Genomic DNA, 25,402 nt, shown 5'->3' on the forward strand with positions numbered 1-25,402 from the left:
CCTTTCATTATTTCTTCTGATTCTGCATGATATGTGCCATGATGCCTTCCTGGGTTGCTTCCTTTGCATCCAGTTCACCGGCCATCTTACCTTCATTCATAATATAAACCCGGTCGCACATACCAAGGATTTCAGGCATTTCAGAGGAAATCATGATTACAGATTTTCCCTGTTCTACCATCTGATTGATCAGACAGTAAATATCATATTTTGCACCTACATCGATACCACGGGTAGGCTCATCCAGAATCAAAATATCCGGTTCTGTGAACATCCACTTTCCAAGAAGGGCTTTCTGCTGGTTACCACCAGACAGGTTACCAATACGCTGCTCATTGGAAGGTGTTTTCGTTCCCATTTCTTTTGTCATCTGCTCCGCCAGCTGTACCTCAAGGTCCGTGTTGATAATTCCATTATCACAGACTTTGTTCAGACGGGCAAGAGTTGTATTGAAACGAATGGACTCATCAAGGATCAGTCCGTTTGTCTTACGGTCCTCAGTTACATATGCAAGACCATGCTGGATGGCTGCACGAGGATCTTTCAAATCTACTTTTTCACCCTTTATGTACAATTCTCCGGAAATTGCACTTCCATAGCTCTTACCGAAGATGGACATTGCCAGCTCTGTACGGCCTGCACCCTGCAGTCCTGAGAAACCAACAACCTCACCTTTATGTACTTTAAAGGAAATATTGTCGTCTACTATTTTTTCCGGATACAGAGGATGATGAACCGTCCAGTTCTTTACCTCCAGCATCACTTCTTTACTTACATTGTGCTCACGTTTCGGATAACGATCTTCCATAGGACGTCCAACCATTCCTTTGATGATCCTGTCCTCGCTTAAGTCATCCACGCCTTTTGTAAGTGTCTCGATTGTGCTTCCGTCTCGAAGAATGGTACAACGGTCTGCACAGTAAATGATCTCATTCAGTTTGTGTGTGATAATAATAGATGTCAGTCCCTGTTTTTTAAATTCCATAAGCAGGTCCAGAAGCATCTTTGCATCTTCATCATTCAGGGATGAAGTCGGCTCATCCAGGATGAGCAGTTTAACATCTTTTGAAAAAGCTTTCGCAATTTCTACCAGCTGCTGTTTGCCGGTTCCGATATCTTTGATCAGGGTCTGGGCAGATTCATGAAGACCTACCTGAGCCATATGTTTCTCAGCCTCGCTGTATGTTTTATCCCAGTCGATGGCTCCTCTTTTATTTTTGATCTCGTTTCCGAGAAACATGTTTTCACCGATGGAAAGCAGTGGGATCAATGCAAGCTCCTGGTGAATAATAACGATACCTTTTGCCTCGCTGTCATTAAGCTTTTTAAACTTACACTCTTCACCCTCGTAGGTAACCGTTCCAGTATAGCTGCCGTATGGATACTGACCACTTAATACGTTCATCAATGTGGACTTTCCCGCACCGTTCTCACCGATCAGCGCATGAATCTCGCCACGCTGAACTTCAAGGTTAACGTTATCCAAAGCTTTGACACCGGGGAATTCCTTCGTAATGTGTTCCATTACTAAAATATTGTCAGCCAAAATGGCGCCCCCTTTCCCATAAAACAGGCGGGGCTTTTCACCCCGCCCACATTTAAACCTTTATTTTTGATTTGTATGACGTTTTCGTTCAGCCTTCATTAGTTTGCCGGATGAAGATATCCGTCATCATCCATTGTGTAGTATCCTGGGTCAACCAGTGCTTCCTGAAGGTTGTCTTTTGTTACAACTGTAGGAACCAGAAGGAAGGATGGGCATTTGTTGCCTTCAGATGTCTCATAGGACTCTGTATCATATGCACACTCGAAATCCCAACCAGATTTTTCAATCAGAGACTCATCAACTGTATCACCAGCCAGCATTGCTTTTGCAAGGTCAAGTGTTACGACTGCTTCATTGGCAACTGCTTTGTAAACGGTCATGGACTGTTTTCCGTCAACGATGTTTGCAAGGTTTGCTTCATCACCATCCTGTCCTGTGATCAGGACTGTGTTATCACCAGCATAGTCAGACTCGATTGCCTGTGTTACACCAAGTGCTGTGGAGTCGTTGGAGCAAAGAGCTACGTCAAGCTGTGTTCCGTCTGCATAATAGGATGCCAGAATATTCTGCATTCTTTCAAGTGCTGTCTGGGTATCCCATGCAGGTGTTGCAACAGAATCAAAATCAGTCTGTCCGGAAACTACATTTAAGGTTCCTGCATCAATGTATGGTTTTAATACATCAAATGCACCGTTGAAGAAGTATCCGGCATTGTTATCAGCAGGATCACCAGCTGTAAACTCGATATTGTATGTCTTGTCTCCAGCATTGTCCAGATCCAGAGAATCTACTACGTACTGTCCCTGAAGGGTACCTACTGTGTAGTTATCAAAAGAAATATAATAGGAAACAGCGTCGGACTTGATCAGACGGTCATAAGAAATAACCGGGATTCCTGCATCTGCTGCTTCATCCATAACTGTATTAAGAGCCTCGCCATCGATAGCTGCTACAACTAACAGGTTAACTCCATCGGAAATCAGGTTCTGAATATCGTTTACCTGACGGTCTGTCTCGTTGTCAGAGTATGTAAGCTCTACTTCGTATCCAGCATCTTCGAACTGTTTCTGCAGATAGGAACCATCACGATTCCAACGCTCCAGAGACTGTGTAGGCATTGAAATACCGATCTTTCCGCCAGCTGCTCCGTCTTCTGCCATTACCGGAACTGCAAGTGAACCAACTGCCATTGCTGCTACCATTGCCATTGCTACTTTTCTCTTCATGAAAAAACCTCCCGTATCATTTTTATTTGCTATGTTCTATAGCTTTTTGATGGGATTATAATATCATATCGGTACTCTGTGTAAAATGGACTAATTTTGGATTGCTCTTTCAATTTTTGTGTTATGATATGCACAAAATTGTGCTGGACTGGACATTTTTGTTGTGGAATAGTGCTAGATTGTAATTATGTGCTATTGACATTTTTAAGATATGAAGTGTTATAGAATTCCCGAATGTAATTTTGCTATTTAATGTGTTAAAAGTTCTTTAGGAGGGACGCATTTGGACAATGTGTATTACTCACTCGCCGGCGCAACGCTCCAGCGAACTAATCGCTAACTGCGACTAATGCGTTCGGGAGAGCCCTCACGCATAAGTCTACGTAAGCGCTGGATTTCGCTTACGCTAAGAACGCGCCTGAAATGGCTCGCTGGAGTAATACACATTGCCCAAATGCTGTGTGTCGGCTGAAACTGATGCTGTTTAGGAACTTTTAACAAGGAGGTGGTGGGAGTGATTGGTTTCCCGATACTTTCTTGGCAATGATAGATTAGGTAAAACTAATAAATCTGCGAAGTATCAACCATCTAAATGGGATATCGAAGGCGCATAAAATAATATGTCAAGTTTTTTACTTGCAAAACAGCCTTAAAATGTGCAAATACTTCATCGAAATTGTAAAAGCCGCTAATTTCCGACAAGTTCCCCATAAACTTTCGTTTCCGATACAGTATAGGGAAGCCAATCACTCCCCCTCCCCACCTGTTGAAAGTTCCTATGTACAAATAAGTCCCAGCCAGTACACAGCATTCGGACAATGGTGATTGCTCTAGCGAGCCATTTCAGGCGCGGTTTTAGCGTAGGCGAAATCTACTGCTTACAGAGACTTAATCGTGAAGGCTCTCCTGAACGATTTAGTCGCAGTTAGCAGTTAGTTCGCTGGAGCGTTGCGCCGGCGAGTGAGCAATCACCATTGTCCAAATGCGTCCGCCTTGAACAACTTTCAACACACTAAATACCAATTTTCATATTAATCAAAGAACTGTATCCCCATAAGCGTCAACCCCTGTGCGGGAGCGGTAGGACCGGCGGCGGAGCGGTCTTTGGCGTCAAGGATTTTTTGCATGCGTTCCGGAGGATACTGACCGTTTCCTATCTCAATCAGGGTGCCGGAAATGATGCGGACCATGTTGTAGAGGAAACCGGTTCCGGAGACACGGATGGTGACAATGTCGCCGTCGCGGAAAACTTCGATTCCGGTGACGGTGCGGATGGTGGTCTTTACCTGGGCGCCAGAGCCACAGAAGCTGGCGAAGTCGTGGCGGCCGATCAGATAGGAGGTTGCCTCGCGCATTTTGTCTACATCTAATTTATAGTGATAGAAATAGGAATACAGGCGCTCTGTAGGAACCGGAAATTTGCGGTTCAGAATACGGTATTCGTAGGTTTTCTCGCTGTCGCAATATCTGGGGTGAAAGTCTGGTTCCACTTCTTCGGACATCTGAATCCGGATGTCTTCAGGGAGACGCTGGTTCAGGGCATAGGATATTTTGTCGCCGGGGATGCGGGTGTTTGTGTCAAAGACGGCTACATTTCCCAGAGCGTGCACACCAGCATCTGTACGGCTGGCACCGATGGTCTCGATTTTTTCGCCCAGAAGATTGGAAAGGGTATCATTAAGTACACCCTGCACTGTAATTCCATTAGGCTGTGTCTGCCAGCCGCAGTAATTGGTTCCATCGTATGCTACAACAAGTCCAATTCGTTTCATAATCTTCTCCTTGTGAAAATTCCCTCACCTGCTGTATCATGCAAGTGAGGGAATTGTATAAACATTTGTAACTATTTTGTACCTTCACAATTACAAATCAAAGTGCATTTCAAATCACTTTCTTTGAAATCATTTAAGCTTGTATCTCTCGGCAATCTGACATATTCAAACCCGATTGCCTCACAAAATACCACTTCTTAAACAGTTACATATATCATTGATTACTAGAGCGTGTTTGAAAAAGGTTTTCTGCAAGATGTGCGTCACAATTTGTGGGAGATTTTGTCCGGATGAGGGCGCCGTAGCGGGCTACGGCAACCGAATTTGGGCAAAATATACCGCAAAGTGGGGCGTGCAGATTGCGGGAATGATTTTTCAAACAGGCTCTAAGTTTCTTTGAATAAAGCACAAGGTGTCTTGTCAGCTTTATTTCATTCTATCAGATTCCAGCCGCCCGGAACCCAATCGCCACAGCCAGATACGCCACCAGCACCACATAAGCCACATGATCTCTCTTCTTATAAGTAAGCGGTTTCATCTGCGTCCTGTTGTCACCGCCATGATAGCACCTTGCTTCCATGGCCATGGCCAGATCATTTGCCCGGCGGAATGCGGAAATAAACAGTGGCACCAGAAGGGGAACCATGTTCTTCGCCTTCTGGATCAGATTCCCATTCTCGAAATCAGCTCCGCGGGCAATCTGCGCTTTCATGATCTTATCCGTTTCTTCCAGAAGAATAGGGATAAAACGTAGGGCGATCGACATCATCATAGCAATATCATGTACTGGTACATGGAGCTTATTCAGCGGGCGGAGCAGACGCTCCAGGCCATCAGTCAGCTGGTTAGGCGTCGTCGTCAATGTCATAATGGAAGAACCGATCACCAGATAAACCAGTCGGATCGCCATAGTACCTGCCAGCACCAGACCTTCCTTTGTTACCTTAATAAATCCCAGCTTCCATACCACCTCACCAGGGGTAAGAATCATATTAAAAAATATGGTGATCAGAAGCAGCATGAAAATGGTCTTCAGACCTTTAAAAATAAACTTCACCGGAACCTTGGACAACAGGATCATTCCTGCAAGAAATATAGTAGCCACTGCATATCCTGCGAAGGTGTGGAACAAAAATACAGATACAATAAATCCAATGGTTCCTACCAGTTTGGTTCTTGGATCCAGCTTGTGAATCACGGAATCTGCCGGATAATACTGTCCGATCGTAATATCTCTGATCATTCGCTTCTGCCTCCCTTCTTAAGAAGTGAAGGCTTCTGCCTCTTTAAAGCTTCCAGAATCGTATCTCTGGCTTCCTCCACAGTGGTAGCTGTGGTATCCACATTCAGGCCATTTTCGGAAAGCGCATGCATGATATAGGTGATCTGCGGTGCCGCAAGTCCCATTCCTTCCAGTTCCTTATAATGGGAAAATACATTCTTCGGTGTATCGTCAAATACCATTTCCCCATGATTCATAACGATCAGGCGTTCCACATATTTGGCAATGTCCTCCATGCTATGAGAAACCAGGATAATGGTAATTCCTCTCATCTTATGAAGAGCCGCAATCTGATCCAGAATGTCATCTCTTCCCTGTGGATCGAGCCCTGCAGTAGGCTCATCCAGGATCAGGATTTTCGGGTTCATTGCCAGAACACCTGCAATGGCAACCCGTTTCTTCTGGCCTCCTGAAAGCTCGAAAGGAGACTTGGTAAAATTCTCTTCCTTCACACCTACATGGGCAAGGGCCTTTTTTGCCTCTTCCTCAGCCTGCTCCCTGGAAAGTCCCTGATTCATAGGGCCAAAGCAAACATCTGCCAGAACTGTATTCTCAAACAGCTGGTGCTCCGGGTACTGGAATACCAGCCCCACCTCACTTCGAAGAGCCCGGCGGTTATAATTCTCCGCCCACACGTCTTCTCCATTATAAAGGATCTGACCGCTTGTAGGCTGGATCAAAGCATTAAAATGCTGGATCAAGGTTGATTTTCCGCTTCCAGTATGACCAATCACACCAATGAACTGTCCATCCGGAATTACAAGATTTATATCTTTCAGGGCGTGGCTTTCATAAGCAGTACCCTGACTGTAAGTATAGGTCACGTTCTTAAGCTCTATCGACATAATGCACCCACCAATTCCTCTTTCGTCAGTATTCCTTCCGGAATGTCCACGCCAGCCTTGTGAAGCTCATGGGCGAGCAATGTCACCTGGGGTACATCCAGCCGGTATTTCTTCAGTGTCTCTACCTGGGAAAAAATTTCTCTTGGAGTTCCCTGCATTACCACATTTCCACCATCCATCACATAAACCTTGTTGGCATGGATCACTTCTTCCATATAATGGGTAATGAGGACAACGGTTACATTTTCTTTTTTATTGAGCTCGGAAACGGCTTTCAATACTTCTTTCCTGCCATTCGGGTCAAGCATTGCAGTTGGCTCGTCCAGTACAATACAGCTTGGACGCATCGCCACAACACCTGCGATGGCAACTCTTTGTTTCTGGCCTCCGGAAAGCTTGTTCGGAGACTGATAACGGTAAGCGGTCATTCCTGTCTTTTTCAGACTGTCATCCACACGCTTCCAGATTTCGTCTGTAGGTACTCCCATATTCTCAGGACCAAAGCCTACATCCTCTTCCACAACCGTACCAATGATCTGGTTGTCCGGATTCTGAAAAACCATCCCCGCTTTCTGGCGGATTTTCCACAGCTCCGGCTCCTTGGCTGTGTCCATATCATCCACCCACATGGTTCCCTCTGAAGGGATAAGCAATGCATTTATCTGCTTCGCCAATGTGGATTTTCCGGAACCATTGTGCCCCAGAACGGCCACAAAATCGCCGGCTTCAATGTCCAGGTTTACATCATTGACAGCACGCTGCGTTGCTTCCACATTGCCGTCCTCATCATACTTGAGATAGTCAAATCCCAGCTTGAATGCCTTGATAATTCCCATATTCTTTTTCCTCGTCTGTCAGGCCTTCAGCTCGTCCGTAGCTGCCGGAACTGCACCGGTCAACTCGTCCATTAACGCCCAAATTTCATCTTTTCCCTGCTTTGTCTCAGCGGAAAAAGGAATGATCTTACTGCCCGGGCGCAGCTTCAGTCCGTCCTTGATAGCCTTAATATTCTTCTGTACCTGACTTCTTTTCAGCTTATCCAGCTTGGTTGCAATAATGATCGGATTGTATCCGTTATTTACGATCCAGTCATACATCAGCTTATCGTTTGCAGATGGATCGTGCCGGATGTCGATCAGGAGAAATACTGCTTTCAGGGTCTGTGAGGTATGAAGATAACGCTCGATCATCTTTCCCCACTTCGCCTTCTCGGTCTCCGGAACCTTGGCATATCCATAACCTGGAAGATCCACAAGGTACATAAAATCATTTACATTATAAAAATTGATAGTCTGTGTTTTTCCCGGCTGGGAACTTGTTCTTGCCAGCGCTTTTCGGTTCAGCAGACCGTTAATGAGGGAGGATTTTCCCACATTGGATTTCCCTGCAAAAGCAATTTCAGGTCTTCCTGTGTCTGGCAGTTTGCTGGTGATACCACAAACGATATCCAGTGAAACATTTTTAATTACCATTTTTCCTACCTCTCATTTCAGGCAAGTGCCCGTTCCAGCACTTCATTCATATTTTCCACAAACGTGATCTTCAGTCCGTCTGTGATCTCCTCATCCAGTTCTTTGATATCCGGTTTATTGGACTTTGGAACCAGTACTTCTTTAATCTTGGCGTACTTAGCTGCAAGAAGCTTCTCTTTCAGTCCGCCGATTGGAAGTACACGACCTCTTAAGGTGATCTCACCAGTCATGGCAAGATCCGCTCTTACCGGCTTGTCAATAATGGCAGAAAGCATTGCAGTTGCCATGGTAATTCCGGCTGACGGACCGTCCTTTGGCACTGCCCCTTCCGGAATATGTACGTGAATGTCATTTTCCTGGAAAAATTCCTGATTGATTCCATATCTGGCTGCTACAGAGCGGATGTAGCTGATGCCCGCTGTTGCAGACTCCTTCATCACGTCTCCAAGCTGTCCGGTAAGCACAAATTCCCCTTTACCCGGCATAATATTTACTTCGATCTGAAGGGTATCGCCGCCTACCTGTGTCCAGGCAAGACCTCTTGCAATACCAACCTCATCCTTTTTATTCGCCATCAGGTAATTGTATTTCTCCTGCCCCAGAAAGCTCTCAAGGTTCTTGCCTGTGACCGTTACCTTCTCTTTGCCATCTTCCATGATCAGACGTGCTGTCTTACGACAGATCTGACTGATCAGACGTTCCAGATTTCGGACACCGGCTTCTTTCGTATAATTATTGATAATTTTTCGAAGAGCGCCGCCCTGAATGGAAAGTTTGCCTTTCTCAATTCCATTGGCTTCCATTTGCTTGGGAATCAGATGCTCCTTTGCAATGTGCTCTTTCTCATTCTCCGTATAACCGCTGATCTCAATGATCTCCATTCGGTCAAGAAGCGGTCTTGGGATTCCTTGAATATCGTTGGCTGTTGCAATAAACAACACCTCTGAAAGATCCTGAGGAAGCTCCACATAATGGTCATTGAAATGACTGTTCTGCTCCGGATCCAACACCTCAAGAAGTGCAGAAGAAGTATCTCCCTTGTAATCACTGCTTGTCTTGTCAATTTCGTCCAGAAGCATAAGCGGATTGGCAACCTTTGCCTGCTGAAGGGCAACGGTAATCCTTCCCGGCATAGCACCCACATAAGTCTTTCTATGTCCGCGGATCTCAGCTTCATCCTTCACACCACCAAGGCAGATACGGACATAACGTTTGCCAGTGGCTTCTGCAACAGATTTTGCAATAGAAGTCTTACCGGTTCCAGGAGGTCCCACAAGGCAAAGTATAGGAGATTTTCCTTTATGTGTCAGCTTACGTACAGACAGGAATTCCATAATACGCTCTTTTACATCCTTCAGACCATAATGACCTTCTTCAAGAATCTTCCAGGCTGCTTTCAGATCTTCAGAATCTTCAGAGCACTTATCCCACGGAAGGGAAAGAAGTGTCTCAATATATCCCCGCAGAATGCTGCTCTCAGCTGCATTGGTGCTGGTGATTTTAAAGCGGCCGATTTCTTTGAAAATACGATCCTTTACTTCCTGGGAAGCAGTAAGCTCTTTGGCTTTTCTGCGGAACTCCTCAGCCTCATCAGCAGTATTGTCCTCGCCAAGCTCCTCCCGTATCAGTTTCAGCTGTTCTCTCAAAATATATTCACGCTGGTTTTTATCTACACGCTTTTTCAGTTTCTGCTGAAGGTCGTGGCTGATATCCAACACATTGATCTCATTGCTCAAAATGGCACCAAGAAGCTCATATCTGTCTGTCAGTCTGGCTGCCTCCAAAAGCTTCTGTTTGCTCTGCCAGGAAAGAGGCAGATTAATTACGATCTGGTCGATCAGCTCCGGTGCTTTCTCTATATTCATGATCTGGGCAGCCAGTTCTTTTCCAATCTTTCCACCCTTAGCGCAATAAGTTTGGAACAGCTCCCTGATACTTCTGTACATTGCCTCCAGCATCGCCTGAGGCAGTTCCTCTTCTTCCTCATTAACAAGAACAGTCTCTGCTCTTAAATATGGTGTCTCCTGTTCCAGGCCAAGAAGTTCTGCCCTTCTTTTTCCCTCAACAAGAACACGCAGCAGGTTGTCAGGAAGTTTCACAACCTGCTTAATATATGCAATAGTTCCTACCTGAAACAGCTGTACAAATCCAGGATCTTCAATCTGGGGATCCTTCTGGGTTACCAGAAAGATCTTCTGATCCTGAAACATTGCCGCTTCGATTGCCTTTTTGGAACGTTCCCTGCTTACATCGAAATGAATGATCATTTCTGGAAGAATGGTAGTTCCGCGAAGGGCAAGGGCAGGAAGTACATTGATTGGCTCACTCATTTGTAGTCAAATCCCTTCATCAGGCTGTTTCCGGAGTGCCCTTTTTGTGTGCACGCTGGCTTCTTCTGCCTGTATTTGCCGGATTCACCGGCTGTGCAGGAGCTTCCCCATGAACGATCTGAGGTTCACCAGTTCCCTCTACAGCTTCTTTTGTAATAATGCATTTACGAATGGTGTCGTCAGATGGAGTCTTATACATCAGATCCATAAGAGTGCTCTCCATGATCGCACGAAGTCCTCTGGCTCCGGTTTTACGTTCCATGGACTTTCTCGCCATAACACGAAGTGCTTCATCCTCAAAATCAAGCTCTACTCCATCAAGTTCAAACAGTTTATGGTACTGCTTGGTCAGTGCGTTCTTCGGCTCCTGAAGGATGCGAAGAAGTGCGTTTTCATCAAGTCCGTCTAAGGTTACCACTACAGGCACACGTCCTACAAACTCCGGAATCAGTCCATAACGGATCAGATCCTCAGGCATTACCTGCTTGAACAGTTCACCAACATTCTGTTCCTCTTTGGAAGCGACTTCTGCGCCAAAGCCAATTGCCTTGGTATCCTGTCTTCCCTCAATGATCTTCTCCAGACCGTCAAAGGCACCGCCACAGATAAACAGAATATTTGTAGTATCAATCTGGATGAATTCCTGATGCGGATGCTTTCTTCCACCCTGAGGAGGAACACTTGCAACAGTGCCTTCCAGAATTTTCAGAAGTGCCTGCTGTACACCCTCTCCGGAAACATCACGAGTGATGGAAACATTCTCGGATTTACGTGTGATCTTGTCGATCTCATCTATATAAATAATTCCGTACTGCGCTCTGTCAATATCATAATCAGCAGCCTGGATGATCTTCAGAAGAATATTCTCAACATCTTCACCTACATATCCTGCCTCTGTCAGGGTAGTGGCGTCTGCAATGGCAAACGGTACATTCAGAAGTCTTGCCAGTGTCTGGGCAAGAAGTGTCTTACCGGAACCAGTTGGTCCAAGCATAAGGATATTGCTCTTCTGAAGCTCTACATCCAGATTCCTGGAAGCAGTAACACGTTTGTAATGATTGTATACAGCAACAGAAAGTGCTTTCTTTGCCTCATCCTGTCCGATTACATAGTCGTCCAGAATTGCATGGATTTCCTCTGGTTTCATCAGATTGATCTCAGATCCAAGAATATCTTCCTGATCGTATCCTCCAAATTCTTCCTCCATGATCTCCGAGCAGATACCTACACACTCATCGCAGATGTAGGCACCATCAGGTCCGGCGATTAATTTGCGGACCTGATCCTCGGTTTTCTGGCAAAAGGAACATCTTACTTTTCCTTCTCTTATCTTCTCAGCCATGAATCTTTAACTTTTCCTTTCTTTTAAATAAAGCGACCTTATTCAGAGCTATTCTGAAAAAAGTTTTCTTTATTTCTTAAAATTTGAAATTATTCTGTAAAATATACCTATTTTACAAAATTATCCCATTTTACAAGATAAGACTCCTGTTAGTTCAGGAGTCTTTTCTTACAGTAGCATGCAAAAGAAAACTCCGGCTATTAGAGTTCTAAAAGCTCCAGGGGGATTTCTTTTGTTTTCAGTTTAGGCGGGAAAGTTTATACTGGAAATACACAAATATACTACATCTTCATCAGTGTACACTCGGTTATCCAGTTACAGTTTTTCCCTATTTGTGGGTTACAACACCATCGATCAGACCATAAGCCAATGCTTCCTCTGCGGACATGTAATTGTCACGGTCTGTATCTTTCTCTACTACCTCAAGAGGCTGTCCGGTGTTTGCAGCCAGAATTTCATTTAATGTTCTCTTTGTCTTGGCAATGTGATCTGCCACGATCTGGATCTCAGTAGCCTGTCCCTGGGCTCCGCCAGATGGCTGATGGATCATGATCGTAGAATTCGGCAGTGCAAATCTCTTACCCTTTGTACCACCAGCAAGAAGGAATGCTCCCATGCTGGCAGCCATTCCCAGACAAATAGTGGAAACGTCGCACTTGATATACTGCATGGTATCGTAGATAGCCATACCAGCTGTCACGGAACCACCCGGGCTGTTGATATAAAGCTGGATATCCTTTCCAGGATCCTCTGCTTCCAGAAAAAGCAACTCAGCAACTACCAGGCTGGCACTTACATCGTTTACTTCCTCTCCCAGGAAAATGATTCTGTCCTTCAGAAGCCTTGAATAGATGTCGTAGCTTCTCTCCCCTCTGCTTGTCTGCTCAATGACATAAGGCACTAAACTCATATATTCCCTCTTTTCTTATCAGATGCGCTCCACCTGGTCTGCATTATAATGCGCCAGAGAGAGCGCTTTCATAACAAAATAATTTTTCCCTCTTGGGATGTGCAGTTATCTGCCTGCTGATTATTCAGCGTCTGCTGCTTTCTCAACTTCAACTGCTGCATCAGCGATAACAGTAACAGCCTTCTGAACAGCCATATCTTTCTTCATCTGCTCAAGTCCGCTCTCACCGATAGCTTCTCTGATCTTGTCAGCTTCCATCTTGTAAGCATCTGCCATCTTCTGGATTTCTTCTGTGATCTCTTCTTCAGATGGCCGGATGTTCTCAGCCTCAGCTACTTTCTCAAGAACCAGTCTTGTCTGGATTCTCTTGAGAGCCTGTGGCTTCATGTCTTCCATCATCTTGTCCATGCTCTGGCCTGTGAACTGGAAGTACTGCTCCATGGATAATCCCTGCTGCTGCATTCTTCTGGAGAAATCGTCCATCATCTGACGGCACTCAGTCTTTGTCATAAGCTCCGGAATATCCATCTGTGCATTCTCGATTGCTTTATCTACTGCAGCGTTCTCTTTTGCAGTTCTTGCTTCTTTCTCTTTCTTCTCTGTCAGTTTCTTCTTAACATCTTCTTTGTACTCAGCAAGAGTATCAAATTCAGATACGTCTTTCGCAAACTCATCGTCAAGCTCCGGAACCTCTTTGGTCTCGATCTTCTTAACGTCACACTGGAATACAGCTTCCTTGCCAGCAAGCTCTTTTGCCTGATATTCCTCTGGGAAAGTAACCTTAACTTCTACATGGTCACCAGTGTTTGCTCCAACAAGCTGATCCTCGAATCCCGGGATAAATGTACCGGAACCAAGTGTAAGTGCGTAGTCAGTTCCTTTACCGCCGTCAAATGCAACACCATCAACAAATCCTTCGAAATCGATTGTTGTGATATCGCCGTTTGCAGCTGCACGATCCTCAACTGCAACTGTTCTTGCATTCTTATCCTGCTCTTTCTTAACCTCAGCGTCAACTTCCTCGTCTGTTACAGCGATCTCAGACTTCGGAACCTCTACACCCTTGTAATCTCCAAGAGTAACCTCTGGTTTCACAGCTACATCAGCTGTGAAGATAAGAGCTTTACCTGGCTCCATCTGTGTAACATTGATCTCCGGCTGGGAAACGATCTCAAGATCGCACTCGCCAAGAGCTTTTGTATATTCCTGTGGTACAAGAGAATTAACAGCGTCTTCCATAAATACACCCTTGCCATACATGCTCTCGATCATCTTTCTCGGAGCTTTTCCTTTACGGAATCCTGGAAGGCTGATTCTGCTTTTCTGTTTCTGGTAAGCTTTCTCCATTGCTTTGTCTAAATCTTCAGCGGAAACTTCGATGGTAAGCTTCGCCATGTTTTTCTCTAATTTCTCCACCTGTAAACTCATTTTCGTGTTCCTCCTTAATATATATCTCTCTGCATTCTTTCTGCGGTTATAAATGCGCAGGGTTTCCCCCTATTATTACAGTCATTGTAGAAGTATAGCACACCCCAATAAAAAACGCCAGTGTTTTTTATGGTTTTCCCGGTTATTTTTTTGGGGATTTTCCCTGTTATTCCTTGAAAATCAAGGTTTTTCAGAATATTTCCTACTTGTATACTACGGATTCTGCAATCTGCTCTGCTTTTTCCTGTCCAAGGAGCTGGGAAATCAGGGAAAGGGAAAAGTCAATTGCAGTTCCAAGTCCACGGCTTGTAGTAATATTTCCATCAATTACAACCTTTTCTTCAGACTTCACAGCATCTCCAAGACCGTCCATGCAGGCCGGGTATGCAGTGGCCTTCTTTCCATGTAAAAGTCCGATTTCTGCAAAAACAGTAGGTGCCGCGCAGATGGCTGCTATCTTACCTCCATTATTATAGAAGCTTTTAACCAGATCGGTAAGTGGCTCGAATCCTCCAAGATAAGTGGTTCCAGGCTGCCCGCCTGGGAGAACCAGCATGTCCGCGTCGGAGAAATCCGCCTCACAGAAGGTGGTATCGGTCAGCATGGTGATACCATGGGCTGTAGTGATCTGTTTGGTGTTTTTTATAGAAACGGTTGTAATAGTGATTCCTGCTCTTCGCATAAGATCAACTACAGTTAAGCCTTCAATGTCTTCGAAACCGTCGGCGAGGAAGATGTATACTTTTTTGCTCATAGTGGAACCTCCTGATTCATTTTCACAATTATTTACTTATAGTTACTGCTCACTGGTAATATTCCGCGAGGTGTTTTTTGTAGGCAAAGCTCACATTTTCTTTCCTTTATCAGCAGCTCCCTGCAATGCTTCAAACACAGCACTGCGGAAACCATTTTTTTCCAGGATACGCACACCCTCAATGGTCGTTCCTGCCGGGGAGCATACCATATCCTTCAGTTCTCCCGGATGCATACCTGTCTCCAGAAGCAGCTTCGCACTTCCAAGTACAGCCTGGGCAGCAAACTGATAGGCCTGTTTTCTTGGCATTCCCTGTGCCACAGTGGCATCTGCCATTGCTTCAATAAACATAAATACATAAGCCGGAGAGCACCCACTGACTGCGCTGACTGCGTCCATCAGTCTTTCAGGTACCACCTCTGTGCGACCGAAGCTGTTTGTAATGGCAAGAATCTGATCCAGATCCTCTTCTGTTACCCGATCATTGACACAGGCACCTGTCATTCCTGCCCCTACCTGTGCCGGGGTATTCGGCATAAGACGTACCACCTTTAACGGCTGCTCACATTTTTCTTCCAGCCATGCAAGAGTTTTACCGGGCGCAATTCCTACGATCATATGCTGTGGTGTCAGGAAACTTTTAATTTCACCGATTACCTCCTCATAGAATTGAGGCTTTACTGCTAATATAACAATATTTGCATTTTTCACAACTTCACAATTATCCAGAGTTGTCACAACTCCAAGTTTTTCCCGACTTCTTCTGCTTCCTTCTTCTGTGAGATTTGAAACAATAATCTCATTTTTTTCAAACACACCATTTTTCAGGATTCCACCGATCATTGCAGAACCCATATTTCCACATCCGATAAATCCGATTTTCATATCTTCTGCTCCTTTCATGTAGGTCGTTGTTTAGAGCGTGTTTGAAAAAGGCTTTCTGCAAGATGTGCGTCACGATTTGTGGGAGATTTTGCCCGGATGAGGGCGCCGTAGCGGGCTACGGCAACCGAATTCGGGCAAAATATACCGCAAAGTGGGGCGTGCAGATTGCGGGAATGATTTTTCAAACAGGCTCTAGTTAAGGTTCATTATAAAATAAAAATTTTATCTCTTTTTCCCTTTACTTAAGGTACTGTTGTGATACTCTGTGGAATACGTCACATCCTCCCCGAACCACTTTGGCGGCTGGTAAGCGTGGGCGGCTTCTTCGGTGGGGAATTCCACTTCTGCCAGGAGAAGACCTTCGTAGGGGGCTTTGAATACGTCCAGTTCAATGGATAAACCGTCTTTCTCAGGAATCACATAACGTACCTTGGAGATCACGATTCCGTCTGCTTTGGGTTTTAAGTGCTCATAAGCTTCTTTTGTCAGCGGCAGATTGTATTCCTCTCTTGCCAGAAGTCCCTTTGATTTATAAGTCAGATAGTAATTGTCATTGGATTTGCGGATTCGCACTACCGGCTCTGTGCACAGATAGCCTTGCTCAATTGCCTTGTTTGGATACTGTTCCAGGTTTTCCGGAAGGTTTTCTCTCTTAACAAGAAACTTTCTCTCAATTTCCAACTTAGTTTCCTCCTCATGTCTTTTTATGAAAAGCACAAACTTTTCAGCTCTCCGTATATACAAAATTGAGGGCAAGCACCCTTGCCCTCAATTTTACTCTTCTACCTTTTTTTATGCAACAACTGATTAAATATTAAATTTATTCCATTTTCTCTTTCACCGGATCCGGGGTCCAGTTTTTCCTTCCGAATCTGGTTGCCAGAGTCAGCATTTCCTTCTGCAATTCTTTGCTGAACTGCCCTTCTTTCAGGCGCCACTTCCAGTTTGTTCCCAGAGTGGATGGCTGATTAATGCGGGCTGAATTATCAAGCTGCAGATAATCCTGAATCGGAATAATACATCTTCCGGCTACACTTCCCATAGCCAGACGGATCATATTCCGGCAGATGCCTTTCTCATCATCGTGGAAATTCCACAGATATTCCCGAACCATATGACGCTCCTCAGGGGTAATATCCCCATACCAGCCAAGCAGTGTCTCATTGTCGTGGGTTCCGGTATAAACCACACAGTTATTTGTGTAGTTATGAGGCAGATAGTCACTGGCATTTCCAGTATCCCGCTCATCAAAGGCAAACTCGATTACTTTCATGTTTGGATAACCGCTCTCTTCCACAAGACGCTTCACAGAGTCAGTCATGAAACCAAGGTCCTCAGCAATAATATCCTTGTGTCCCAACCGATAGGAAACGGTGCGGAAAAGATCCATTCCAGGTCCTTTTTCCCACCAGCCACGTTTTGCATCCTTGTCACCATATGGAATCGCATAATATTCATCAAATCCACGGAAATGATCAATGCGGACAACATCATACATATTAAAGCAATGTGCCAGACGTTTGATCCACCACTCGAAGCCGGTATTTTTATGCACATCCCATCTGTACAGCGGATTCCCCCACAACTGTCCTGTAGCAGAAAATCCATCTGGCGGACATCCGGCTACCTGTGTAGGCTCGTTATTTTCATCCAGTTTGAAAAGTCCTGGATTTGCCCAGGTATCTGCACTGTCCATGGCAACATAGATCGGAATATCTCCGATAATACGAATTCCTCTTCTGTTTGCATACGCTTTCAGTTTCGCCCACTGCTCATAAAATTTGAACTGCATATACTCCTGGAATTCAATTTCAAAATACAGTTCTTTTCTGTAATAATCCAATGCATTGTTCCAACGAAGGCGAATGTCCTCCGCCCATTCTGTCCACGGAATTCCAGCAAAACGATCTTTCACCGCCATAAAAAGTGCATAATCGCCAAGCCAGTGCGCCTGCTCCTGCTGGAATCTTACAAAGTCAGGATTTTTGGAAATATCGCTTCTCTCATAGGCTTTACGAAGAAGTTTGTATCGTCCTTTGTAAATTTTCTCATAATCCACATCATCTTCTCTAGAACCGAAATCCACAGCATCACACTCTTTTTCCGTAAGCACTCCCTCTTCGATCAGGTCTTCCAGACTGATAAAATAAGGATTTCCTGCAAAGGTGGAAAAAGACTGATAAGGTGAATCACCGTAGCTGGTTGGTCCAAGGGGCAGAATCTGCCAACAGCCCTGTCCAGCTGCCTTCAACTGATCCACAAACTCATAGGCACTTTTTGAAAAACATCCAATTCCATATTTTGAAGGCAGACTGCTGATTGGAAGCAGCACACCACATTCTCTCTGATTTTCCATTTTTTCCTCCCTGTTCAAAAGCATCAAACTTTAGCATATATTGTTACACTTATTACAGTTTAACATACATGTTTATATCATGCCACAATTCATGTACTTAAATCAATATCATTTTTTCAAGAAATATAGTGTTTTTTTCTAATAATAATGATATTTCTTTTTATTCTTCACCAGACAGGACACAGAACCGGTCAATCCCAGAGCTTCTGCCATATGCGTTTTCTCTCCTTTTTGCTTTCCCGATCTGTAAAGCAGCGCAAAAAATCCGAAATCGGACCTTTTTTAATAGATTTAGTCCGATTTCGGATTATGATCAAGACATAGAAACAAACTGCTTACATGCATTCAGCTTAGATTTAGCAAACCAAATTTTATACATGTAAGCTATATTGTACCTTTCGCTTATTTAATAAATAGTTATTTAATAGCAGGCAATTTTACGCTGTTCGGCTTCCTCTTGTACCAGCCATTCTGGTACTAGTATCAAATTCACGAAGTCTCCGTTTGGATTCCTCGCTTAAATTTCTCGGTACCTGAACCTGGACGGTTACGTACAGATCACCGTAGGCTCCAGCTTTTCCCATTGCCTGGATACCTTTTCCTTTCAGACGGATCTTGCTGCCAGACTGTGTGCCTTCCGGGATACGGCACATTACCTGACCATTCAGGGTCTGGACTTTTGCCTCGCCGCCCAGAGCCGCTGTGATGAACGGCACATTTACGGTGGTGTAAACGTCGGTGCCTTTTCGCTCAAAGCCAGGGCGCTCGCCTACATGAACCTTCAGAAGAAGATCCCCTGCGGGAGCACCTCCGTAACCTGGATTTCCTTTGCCTCTCAGACGGATACTCTTGCCGTTGTCAATTCCGGCAGGAATGTGAACTTTCAGAGTCTGTTTGCCACTGCCGTCTGCACCAGAAAGATTAATCAGCTTGTCGCAACCAAATGCTGCCTCGTTGAAGCTGATGGAAATTTCTGCGTTCAGGTCCTGGCCTTTCTGCTGGTGACTGCCACTAAAGCCGCTATTGCAGCTGTTTCCAAAGCCATCTCCATAACCGGTACCATCAAAACCGCCACTGCCGAAACTACCATTAAATCCGCTTCTAAAAGAGCCGTTTTCAAAACCAGAGTGACCAAAACCGCTTCCTCCAAATCCGTGTGCGGAACCAGCCTTTCCAGAATTGCTTCCTCCTCCGAAGCCTCCTCCAAACAGATTCTTCAGAATATCGTCCATGTCACCACCTTCGAAATGAAATTCCTGATAGCTGCCATCCGGACTTCTGTAAGCACCGCTATGACTATTTCCAAAACCGCCAAAGCCACTGAATCCAGAGCCGTCAAAGCCGCCGTTTCTATTAAAGCCACCTTCACCATATCCGGCACCGCCAGCACCTTCTTCAAATGCTGCATGACCGAACTGATCATAGAGTTTTTTCTTCTCAGGGTCACTGAGCACATTATATGCTTCTGTGACTTCCTTAAACTTTTCTTCAGCATCCGGATTTCCCGCGTTTGAATCCGGATGGTATTTCTTTGCCATCTTACGATAAGCTTTCTTTATAGCATCTTTATCCGCGCTGCGACTGATTCCCAGCACTTCATAATAATCTCTCTTTGCTCCCATACTGGTCACCTCTGACTCCTCATATTGCGAAATAAATTCATTACTGCCCACAGCTTTCATCCATATACTTTGTAATATATTTTCTGAATACAGTAATGTCAATTTATTGTAACTATTCAGTATCTACAAATTCCCCGGAATCTCTTCCGGGGAATGCTGTTGTCCATCTCCCGAACATCCACGGGAAATAACTTTTATTTTTGTTCTATTTGTAATATAACATTTATTCTTTTAAAAGTCAAGGTATGGAACATAATTTCATATTTTTTTCACATTAGAGCGTGTTTAAAAAATCATTCCCGCAATCTGCACGCCCCACTTTGCGGTATATTTTGCATGAATTCAGTTGCCGTAGCCCGCTACGGCGCCTTCATCCGGACAAAATCTCCCACAAATTGTGACGCACATCTTGCAGAAAGCCTTTTTCAAACACGCTCTAGACTTTTTCAAACAGGCTTTAGAGTATTTTCAAATCATATTTCATCTTCTTAAAATGCGTTTTCTATGGTATAATAATGATACTTTACTATTTTCAGGAGATCTAAAATGAAAAAGAAACAATTAAATCTCACCTCCGGTCCTATTTTACGGACTTTGTCTGAGCTGGCACTGCCAATCATGGCTTCTTCCTTCCTGGCTACCGCCTACAACATTACAGATATGGCATGGATAGGAATGCTGGGCTCTAAAGCAGTGGCGGGTGTGGGCGTGGGAGGTATGTACGTCTGGCTCTCCCAGGGACTTTCTTCCCTGGCAAGAATGGGAGGACAGGTAAACATGGCGCATTCCCTTGGAAGAGGTGATCAGAAGGCTGCCGCAGGCTTTGCACAGGCAGCTCTGCAGCTTACCATACTATTCTCTCTTTTTGTTACATTGATCAGTATATTATTTACGAATCCGCTGCTGCAGTTCTTTGCATTAAATGATGCAGAAACTTACAACAGTGCCAGAATTTATATGCGGATTACCTGCGGACTGATCCTGTTTTCCTTCCTTTCCCAGGTGCTGACAGGTCTTTTCACAGCCCAGGGCGATTCCAAAACACCGCTGAAAGCAAACTTCTTTGGTCTGATACTGAATATGATCCTTGATCCGCTTCTTGTTCTTGGTGTAGGACCATTTCCCAGATTAGAAGTTGTAGGAGCAGCAGTTGCAACTGTTACCGCACAGATTATAGTTCTGCTGATCCTTGTTGCAGAAATTCTCCGTGACCACGGTGAAACCAATGTACTACACAAAATCCGTCTGCTTTCCAGACCGGATATTGCCTGTTTAAAAGGAGTCTTTCGCATTGGAACCCCCACTGCACTTCAGGGAAGCCTTTACTGTATCATCTCCATGATACTCACCCGAATGGTTTCCGGATTCGGGGACGGAGCGATTGCCGTACAGCGTGTAGGCGGACAGATTGAGTCCCTTTCCTGGAACACGGCTGACGGTTTTGGCTCTGCCCTGAATGCTTTCATGGGACAGAACTACGGAGCAGGAAAAAAAGACCGAATCAAATCAGGATACCATATTTCCATTCGGCTTCTGATATGCTGGGCTGCACTGATCACTATTGCCTTTGTATTTTTCCCGCGGCAGATTTCTGTGCTCTTTTTCCACGAGGAGGAAGTTATCCGGCTTTCCGTTGATTACCTGCGGATCATCGGATTTTCCGAAATTTTTCTCAGCGTGGAAATGATGACTGTGGGCGCCCTGTCTGGTCTTGGACGGACACAGCTTTGCAGTCTGATCAGCGTTGGCCTGACTGTTATACGAATCCCCCTTGCACTGGTTCTGTCAAACACTGCACTGGGACTGAATGGAATCTGGTGGGCACTGACACTTTCCACCGTTTCAAAGGGAATTATTTTTTATTTTGTGTTCCAGTATATTTGCGAACATAGTTTGTTAAGAACTACAAACAGATAAAAAAAGATCCGACAGATGGTATTTTCATACCTGTTCTGTCGGATTTTTTTATAATTAAGTTTTACACTTCTGAAATTATTTTTCAGAAACAACCACCTTGATTGCATTCTTTTTCTCTCTGCTCAGGAAACAGGATACGATTTCCAGCACCAGCATGATAACCATAACCACCGCTGTCACAATAATATAACCGATCACACCAGAAGAACCGAACATGGAAATTCCGTTCAAGGCATCTGCAAAAGTGTTGATACTGTTTACGATCATTTTTCCAATGGAAAGTGTAATAAACACAACTGCAATCAGATTGAAAATATCCGCAATCACATAATCTGCAAATACGTAAATCCCACAGCACATAATGGCCAGTACAAGATAAAAATCAACAGCTTTATTAAACTCATTTACACGGTTTGCGTTGATACTGTAATAAATAATGCAGAACAGGCCGAGCAGAATATTTAATGCATTAAAAATGCCGCTGATTCTTTTTCCTAATATCTTATCTTTGATATTCATTATGCATTTTCTCCTCTCTTTTTACTCCAAACCAGCATTTCCAGATAGTAAAGTACAATAAACAGTATAGTAATTGTTCCAAATCCAATTGTTGCCGCTTTCAAAGCTGTTTTCCACCATGGAGTAATATGTACTACATGAGAGGTTTCATCCAGTCCATTAATCAGGATAGAATGAACCTGTGCATAAACATTGTGCTTGGTTGCATTACGCAGAGTCTGAAGCATGTAACCGTCACCATTTTCGATGGCTTCCGTAACCATGTCTTTACTGAGCACTACAGAAGAATCATCAGAAGCTCCGAATCCTGCCATATCCCAGCACCAGTAGTCAAGTCCTGCTGTAATGTTAGAAGTATAATGTTTCTTGTAATCCATATTTACAACCGCATCAGAAGTAACATGTCCTTTGTAAGCCCATTCTCCTCTCATAACAGTTGTAAGAAGTGCTGAGGAGCTTCCGCAGTAAGTGCAGCCGATTCTGTTAAATGCTGTCATACAACCCATTGCGCCGCCTTTTGTATAGGCTCCCTCAAAAGCTCGCAGATACTGCTCACGAAGAGCCTGTTCATTGGTAAAGGTTGCCGCACTCTCACGATGTGCTTCCTGGTCGTTTACAACCATGTGTTTATAGCCAGGGATAATTCCATATTTCTGAACGTTTTCAGCAACAACAGTTCCTACCAGATATCCCATGTTTCCATCTTCAGAATAGTAAGCAGAAGCTCGTCCGTTAAACTGTGTACGATGGCAGTTCGGGCCGCCAGACCAGATTTCTGTTGCCCCCATAAAATAAGCTTCATTTGCAGTCATGCTACTTCGTTTCGCAACATCATCTTTATTCCAGGTGCAGGTCATAACAACGGTGGAAGGCCATACAATACCGGATTTTCCAGTAAGTTTGAAAGTTACCTGCTCCAAACAGTCCATATCATCCCCACGGTAGGTAGACGGCATTGCAATACTCTCAACTAGTACAGAACCGTTCTGGTCAGGGAGAATAGAAGCCATTTCTTCTACCGTAAGCTGGTCAAGGAATTTATCCCATGTGGCATCGTCATCGTAATCTACATCTTTCATTGCAACAAAGTTAATGCCAGCATCTACTCCCTGGGTAAAATCATCTACAGATGGTGCATCTTCTGGTTCTGTATAAAGATCACCATTTAAAGTTTTCATCATATCCTCAGTTGCAGTTACAGAAACCTGCTCTGCTGGATATGTTCCCTCCCAGTCACTTCTGGAAAGATAAGTTACAGTGTCTGTTCCAAGGTTATTTAAGTTGGCATCGTCGAACTGGTTTGTTACTTCCATATCAGAATAGCGGGACATTTTATAGGACTCTGTATCCAGTTTTGCATTGTTCCAGGAGTATGCTTTCTCTGCATTTCCTTCAGCCTTCTCGCCCAATGCATCTGTCATTCCCTTGGCACCTTTTGCAGCAAGAATATTGTTTAGGGCATCGTGTGCATCATCGCCGATGGCAAAGTAATAATCGCCTTCGCTTAAAATATAGCCTTTGGCATTGGTGTAATCGTAGCTTGCAAGGAGATATCTTTCTACTGGAATTTCCAGTGTCTCAGAAGCACCTGGCGCCAGGATATCTGTCTTATCAAAGCCCACAACCTGGACTGCAGATTTCTCCACATTGTTCTCTTTTTCATAATCCCCATATGGGGTCTGTGCATAGACTTCTGCAACAGATTTTCCAGCTACATCACCAGTATTTGTCACGGTAACTTTTACGTTGTAAGTATCTGTTGTTTCGTCATACTCTACACCATCAAGGGTCTGGGAAAAGGTTGTGTAGGAAAGTCCATAGCCAAATGGATAAGCGATTTCGTCATTATAATTCCATGCTTTTCCAGTTGAGGAACCAACTATACTGTCTGCATTTCCGTTTCCAAGTACGGTATCCTCATAACGGGTTTCATAATATTTATATCCTACATAAATATCCTCTGCATAGATCAGATAGTTGGAAACATACTGATCGCTGTCTGAACAATATTCCAGAACCTCATCCAGATTCGCCCACTCTGGCGTATTTTTCATCTGTGCATAGGTGATAGCCGGAGCTGACAGGGAATTTTTCGCATAGGTATCAACCAGTTTTCCAGATGGGTTCGCCTCTCCTTGAAGCAGATTTACAACACCTGTAAATCCAACAATACCAGGGGAACCAATCCACAGGCATGCATCCACATCATAATCATCCAGGTCTCCAAGCTCCATAGCCCAGTTAGAATTTACAAGAAGAATAATTTTCTTAAATACGCCCTGCTCTTTCTGTTCTTTCAGCATATTCAAAAGATCTTTTTCGTCCTGATGAAGAGCCAGCTGACTGATTCCCTCTGGATCTTCAAGAAGAAGGTCACAATCCTCACTTGCCTGTCTTGTAAGCATAACAACAGCTGCATCATTATACTGATCCTGCCAGCTATTTTTCAGATTTTCTGTGTAAAAATCTGCTGGTGCTTCTCCAATCTGCGGATCGTCAACAGATTTTACACGCATATAACCGCTCTCCTGATAAGCCTTTACCATTGTCTGATTAACATCATAAACGGACTCCATTGCTCCAAGATAAGTTACCAGTTCCTGGGTAGAATTAGCCGTAGAATGATAACTGTAAAAAGGTCCTGAGTAGGATTGCGGACCGCCAAAACCTGTACTTCCAGCTACACTTTCCGTACTCTCAATAGAATTTTGTCCAAAAAGTGTAATGCTGCTTCCAGCCGCCAGTGGAAGTGCATTGTTGTCATTTTTCAAAAGAACAGAACCTTCTTCCTGTTCTGCAACTGCCTGTGCTGCCGCATCATCCTCCAGCTGCTGCAGCTTATCTCCATCATAAATATCAGTTCCATAATCGCTTTTATAATAATCTGTATCAACATCTAAGCCTTCATCCGAAACTGTCTTTGTAGTTTCAATGCCAAGCACTGTGTTTAGTCTGCCCTCATAGGCCTCTGCCACAGGAGTTCCTATGGACACAACTGTAAGCAGACAAGCTGAAACAGCACCCAGACCACGGGTGATTTCCTTCTTGATTTTCATATGTTTCCTCCCATTTGATCAACAATAAATATTGTTTTTTGCTTTTCATGACCGCGCGTTCATCATGGTCAGGAGCTTAACACATACTCAAAAAGGATATTTTAAGATTTCGTAACAAGCATTCCAGATTTCGTAATTTG

22 protein-coding genes and 2 pseudogenes are annotated in these 25,402 nt (G+C 44.3%); 4 read left to right on the forward strand and 20 right to left on the reverse strand.

Annotated features, from left to right (window positions below):
* Positions 1 to 7: 7 nt before the first annotated feature.
* From I2D69_RS10420 to I2D69_RS21025, 4 genes are all read right to left on the reverse strand, one after another.
* A complete protein-coding gene (locus I2D69_RS10420) occupies positions 8 to 1,546 on the reverse strand; it encodes a sugar ABC transporter ATP-binding protein (RefSeq protein ID WP_118580468.1) in 1,539 nt (512 codons plus the stop codon).
* Between the two features lie 98 nt (positions 1,547 to 1,644).
* A complete protein-coding gene (locus tag I2D69_RS10425; RefSeq protein ID WP_148461696.1) occupies positions 1,645 to 2,772 on the reverse strand; it encodes a sugar-binding protein in 1,128 nt (375 codons plus the stop codon).
* A gap of 1,031 nt (positions 2,773 to 3,803) precedes the next feature.
* Positions 3,804 to 4,544: a tRNA pseudouridine(38-40) synthase TruA gene (gene truA, locus I2D69_RS10430; protein ID WP_173719373.1), complete on the reverse strand. Its 741-nt coding sequence runs from the start codon at positions 4,542 to 4,544 to the stop codon at positions 3,804 to 3,806.
* 214 nt (positions 4,545 to 4,758) lie between these two features.
* Positions 4,759 to 4,881, reverse strand: coding sequence for a DUF6783 domain-containing protein (locus I2D69_RS21025; protein ID WP_308768463.1), 123 nt, complete (start codon positions 4,879 to 4,881; stop codon positions 4,759 to 4,761).
* Between I2D69_RS21025 and I2D69_RS21030 the strand changes: the two are divergent.
* Positions 4,840 to 4,944 (forward strand): annotated as a pseudogene (locus I2D69_RS21030) (DUF6783 domain-containing protein); the annotation flags it as partial. The gene I2D69_RS21025 and the pseudogene I2D69_RS21030 overlap by 42 nt on opposite strands.
* A 39-nt stretch (positions 4,945 to 4,983) precedes the next feature.
* Here I2D69_RS21030 and I2D69_RS10435 read toward each other — a convergent pair.
* The 11 genes from I2D69_RS10435 to I2D69_RS21035 form a co-directional block, all read right to left on the reverse strand.
* On the reverse strand, positions 4,984 to 5,787 hold the full coding sequence (locus I2D69_RS10435; RefSeq protein ID WP_173770240.1) for an energy-coupling factor transporter transmembrane component T: 804 nt from the start codon (positions 5,785 to 5,787) through the stop codon (positions 4,984 to 4,986).
* Positions 5,784 to 6,671, reverse strand: coding sequence for an energy-coupling factor transporter ATPase (locus tag I2D69_RS10440; RefSeq protein WP_195379864.1), 888 nt, complete (start codon positions 6,669 to 6,671; stop codon positions 5,784 to 5,786). Before I2D69_RS10440 ends, I2D69_RS10435 begins: the two co-directional genes overlap by 4 nt.
* Positions 6,662 to 7,507: an energy-coupling factor transporter ATPase gene (locus I2D69_RS10445; protein WP_118582720.1), complete on the reverse strand. Its 846-nt coding sequence runs from the start codon at positions 7,505 to 7,507 to the stop codon at positions 6,662 to 6,664. Before I2D69_RS10445 ends, I2D69_RS10440 begins: the two co-directional genes overlap by 10 nt.
* Positions 7,508 to 7,525: 18 nt before the next feature.
* A complete protein-coding gene (yihA, locus tag I2D69_RS10450; RefSeq protein ID WP_118582717.1) occupies positions 7,526 to 8,143 on the reverse strand; it encodes a ribosome biogenesis GTP-binding protein YihA/YsxC in 618 nt (205 codons plus the stop codon).
* 17 nt (positions 8,144 to 8,160) lie between these two features.
* On the reverse strand, positions 8,161 to 10,473 hold the full coding sequence (gene lon / locus I2D69_RS10455; RefSeq protein WP_195379865.1) for an endopeptidase La: 2,313 nt from the start codon (positions 10,471 to 10,473) through the stop codon (positions 8,161 to 8,163).
* Between the two features lie 19 nt (positions 10,474 to 10,492).
* Complete coding sequence (clpX, locus tag I2D69_RS10460; RefSeq protein WP_118582711.1) at positions 10,493 to 11,815, reverse strand: ATP-dependent Clp protease ATP-binding subunit ClpX; 1,323 nt, start codon at positions 11,813 to 11,815, stop codon at positions 10,493 to 10,495.
* A 328-nt stretch (positions 11,816 to 12,143) separates the two neighbouring features.
* Entirely contained in the window at positions 12,144 to 12,725 is a 582-nt protein-coding gene (gene clpP / locus I2D69_RS10465) for an ATP-dependent Clp endopeptidase proteolytic subunit ClpP (RefSeq protein WP_118582708.1), read from the reverse strand.
* Positions 12,726 to 12,845: 120 nt separating this feature from the next.
* Positions 12,846 to 14,153, reverse strand: a complete 1,308-nt coding sequence (tig, locus tag I2D69_RS10470; protein WP_195379866.1) for a trigger factor — start codon at positions 14,151 to 14,153, stop codon at positions 12,846 to 12,848.
* 202 nt (positions 14,154 to 14,355) lie between these two features.
* Positions 14,356 to 14,907, reverse strand: a complete 552-nt coding sequence (locus tag I2D69_RS10475; protein ID WP_195379867.1) for a DJ-1 family glyoxalase III — start codon at positions 14,905 to 14,907, stop codon at positions 14,356 to 14,358.
* Positions 14,908 to 14,997: 90 nt separating this feature from the next.
* The gene (gene proC / locus I2D69_RS10480; protein WP_173772751.1) at positions 14,998 to 15,792 is read right to left on the reverse strand and encodes a pyrroline-5-carboxylate reductase; all 795 of its coding nucleotides are present in this window, start codon (positions 15,790 to 15,792) and stop codon (positions 14,998 to 15,000) included.
* 14 nt (positions 15,793 to 15,806) lie between these two features.
* Complete coding sequence (locus I2D69_RS21035; protein WP_308768464.1) at positions 15,807 to 15,935, reverse strand: DUF6783 domain-containing protein; 129 nt, start codon at positions 15,933 to 15,935, stop codon at positions 15,807 to 15,809.
* On the opposite strand from I2D69_RS21035, the pseudogene I2D69_RS21040 reads away from it, so the two are divergent.
* Positions 15,894 to 15,992, forward strand: a pseudogene (locus I2D69_RS21040) (DUF6783 domain-containing protein); the annotation flags it as partial. The gene I2D69_RS21035 and the pseudogene I2D69_RS21040 overlap by 42 nt on opposite strands.
* Positions 15,993 to 16,014: 22 nt before the next feature.
* Here the strand turns inward: I2D69_RS21040 and I2D69_RS10485 are convergent.
* The 3 genes from I2D69_RS10485 to I2D69_RS10495 form a co-directional block, all read right to left on the reverse strand.
* A complete protein-coding gene (locus I2D69_RS10485; RefSeq protein ID WP_195379868.1) occupies positions 16,015 to 16,473 on the reverse strand; it encodes a CYTH domain-containing protein in 459 nt (152 codons plus the stop codon).
* A 139-nt stretch (positions 16,474 to 16,612) separates the two neighbouring features.
* A complete protein-coding gene (gene malQ, locus I2D69_RS10490; RefSeq protein ID WP_195379869.1) occupies positions 16,613 to 18,148 on the reverse strand; it encodes a 4-alpha-glucanotransferase in 1,536 nt (511 codons plus the stop codon).
* A gap of 437 nt (positions 18,149 to 18,585) precedes the next feature.
* On the reverse strand, positions 18,586 to 19,770 hold the full coding sequence (locus I2D69_RS10495) for a DnaJ C-terminal domain-containing protein (RefSeq protein ID WP_195379870.1): 1,185 nt from the start codon (positions 19,768 to 19,770) through the stop codon (positions 18,586 to 18,588).
* Positions 19,771 to 20,106: 336 nt separating this feature from the next.
* On the opposite strand from I2D69_RS10495, the gene I2D69_RS21045 reads away from it, so the two are divergent.
* Positions 20,107 to 20,262 carry a DUF6783 domain-containing protein gene (locus tag I2D69_RS21045; protein ID WP_334302706.1) on the forward strand — a complete coding sequence of 52 codons (156 nt, stop codon included), beginning with the start codon at positions 20,107 to 20,109 and terminating at the stop codon, positions 20,260 to 20,262.
* A 54-nt stretch (positions 20,263 to 20,316) separates the two neighbouring features.
* Positions 20,317 to 21,687 (forward strand): MATE family efflux transporter, encoded by a 1,371-nt coding sequence (locus I2D69_RS10500; RefSeq protein ID WP_195379871.1) that lies wholly within the window; start codon positions 20,317 to 20,319, stop codon positions 21,685 to 21,687.
* Between the two features lie 75 nt (positions 21,688 to 21,762).
* Here I2D69_RS10500 and I2D69_RS10505 read toward each other — a convergent pair whose 3' ends face one another.
* Both I2D69_RS10505 and I2D69_RS10510 read right to left on the reverse strand, forming a co-directional pair.
* The gene (locus I2D69_RS10505) at positions 21,763 to 22,206 is read right to left on the reverse strand and encodes a hypothetical protein (RefSeq protein ID WP_118582672.1); all 444 of its coding nucleotides are present in this window, start codon (positions 22,204 to 22,206) and stop codon (positions 21,763 to 21,765) included.
* The gene (locus I2D69_RS10510) at positions 22,206 to 25,262 is read right to left on the reverse strand and encodes a glycoside hydrolase family 3 protein (RefSeq protein ID WP_195379872.1); all 3,057 of its coding nucleotides are present in this window, start codon (positions 25,260 to 25,262) and stop codon (positions 22,206 to 22,208) included. The genes I2D69_RS10505 and I2D69_RS10510 overlap by 1 nt, the downstream gene beginning before the upstream one ends.
* Positions 25,263 to 25,402: the final 140 nt, after the last annotated feature.

Source organism: Ruminococcus sp. D54t1_190329_F1, from assembly GCF_015551645.1.
Taxonomy (GTDB): domain Bacteria; phylum Bacillota; class Clostridia; order Lachnospirales; family Lachnospiraceae; genus Blautia_A; species Blautia_A faecis.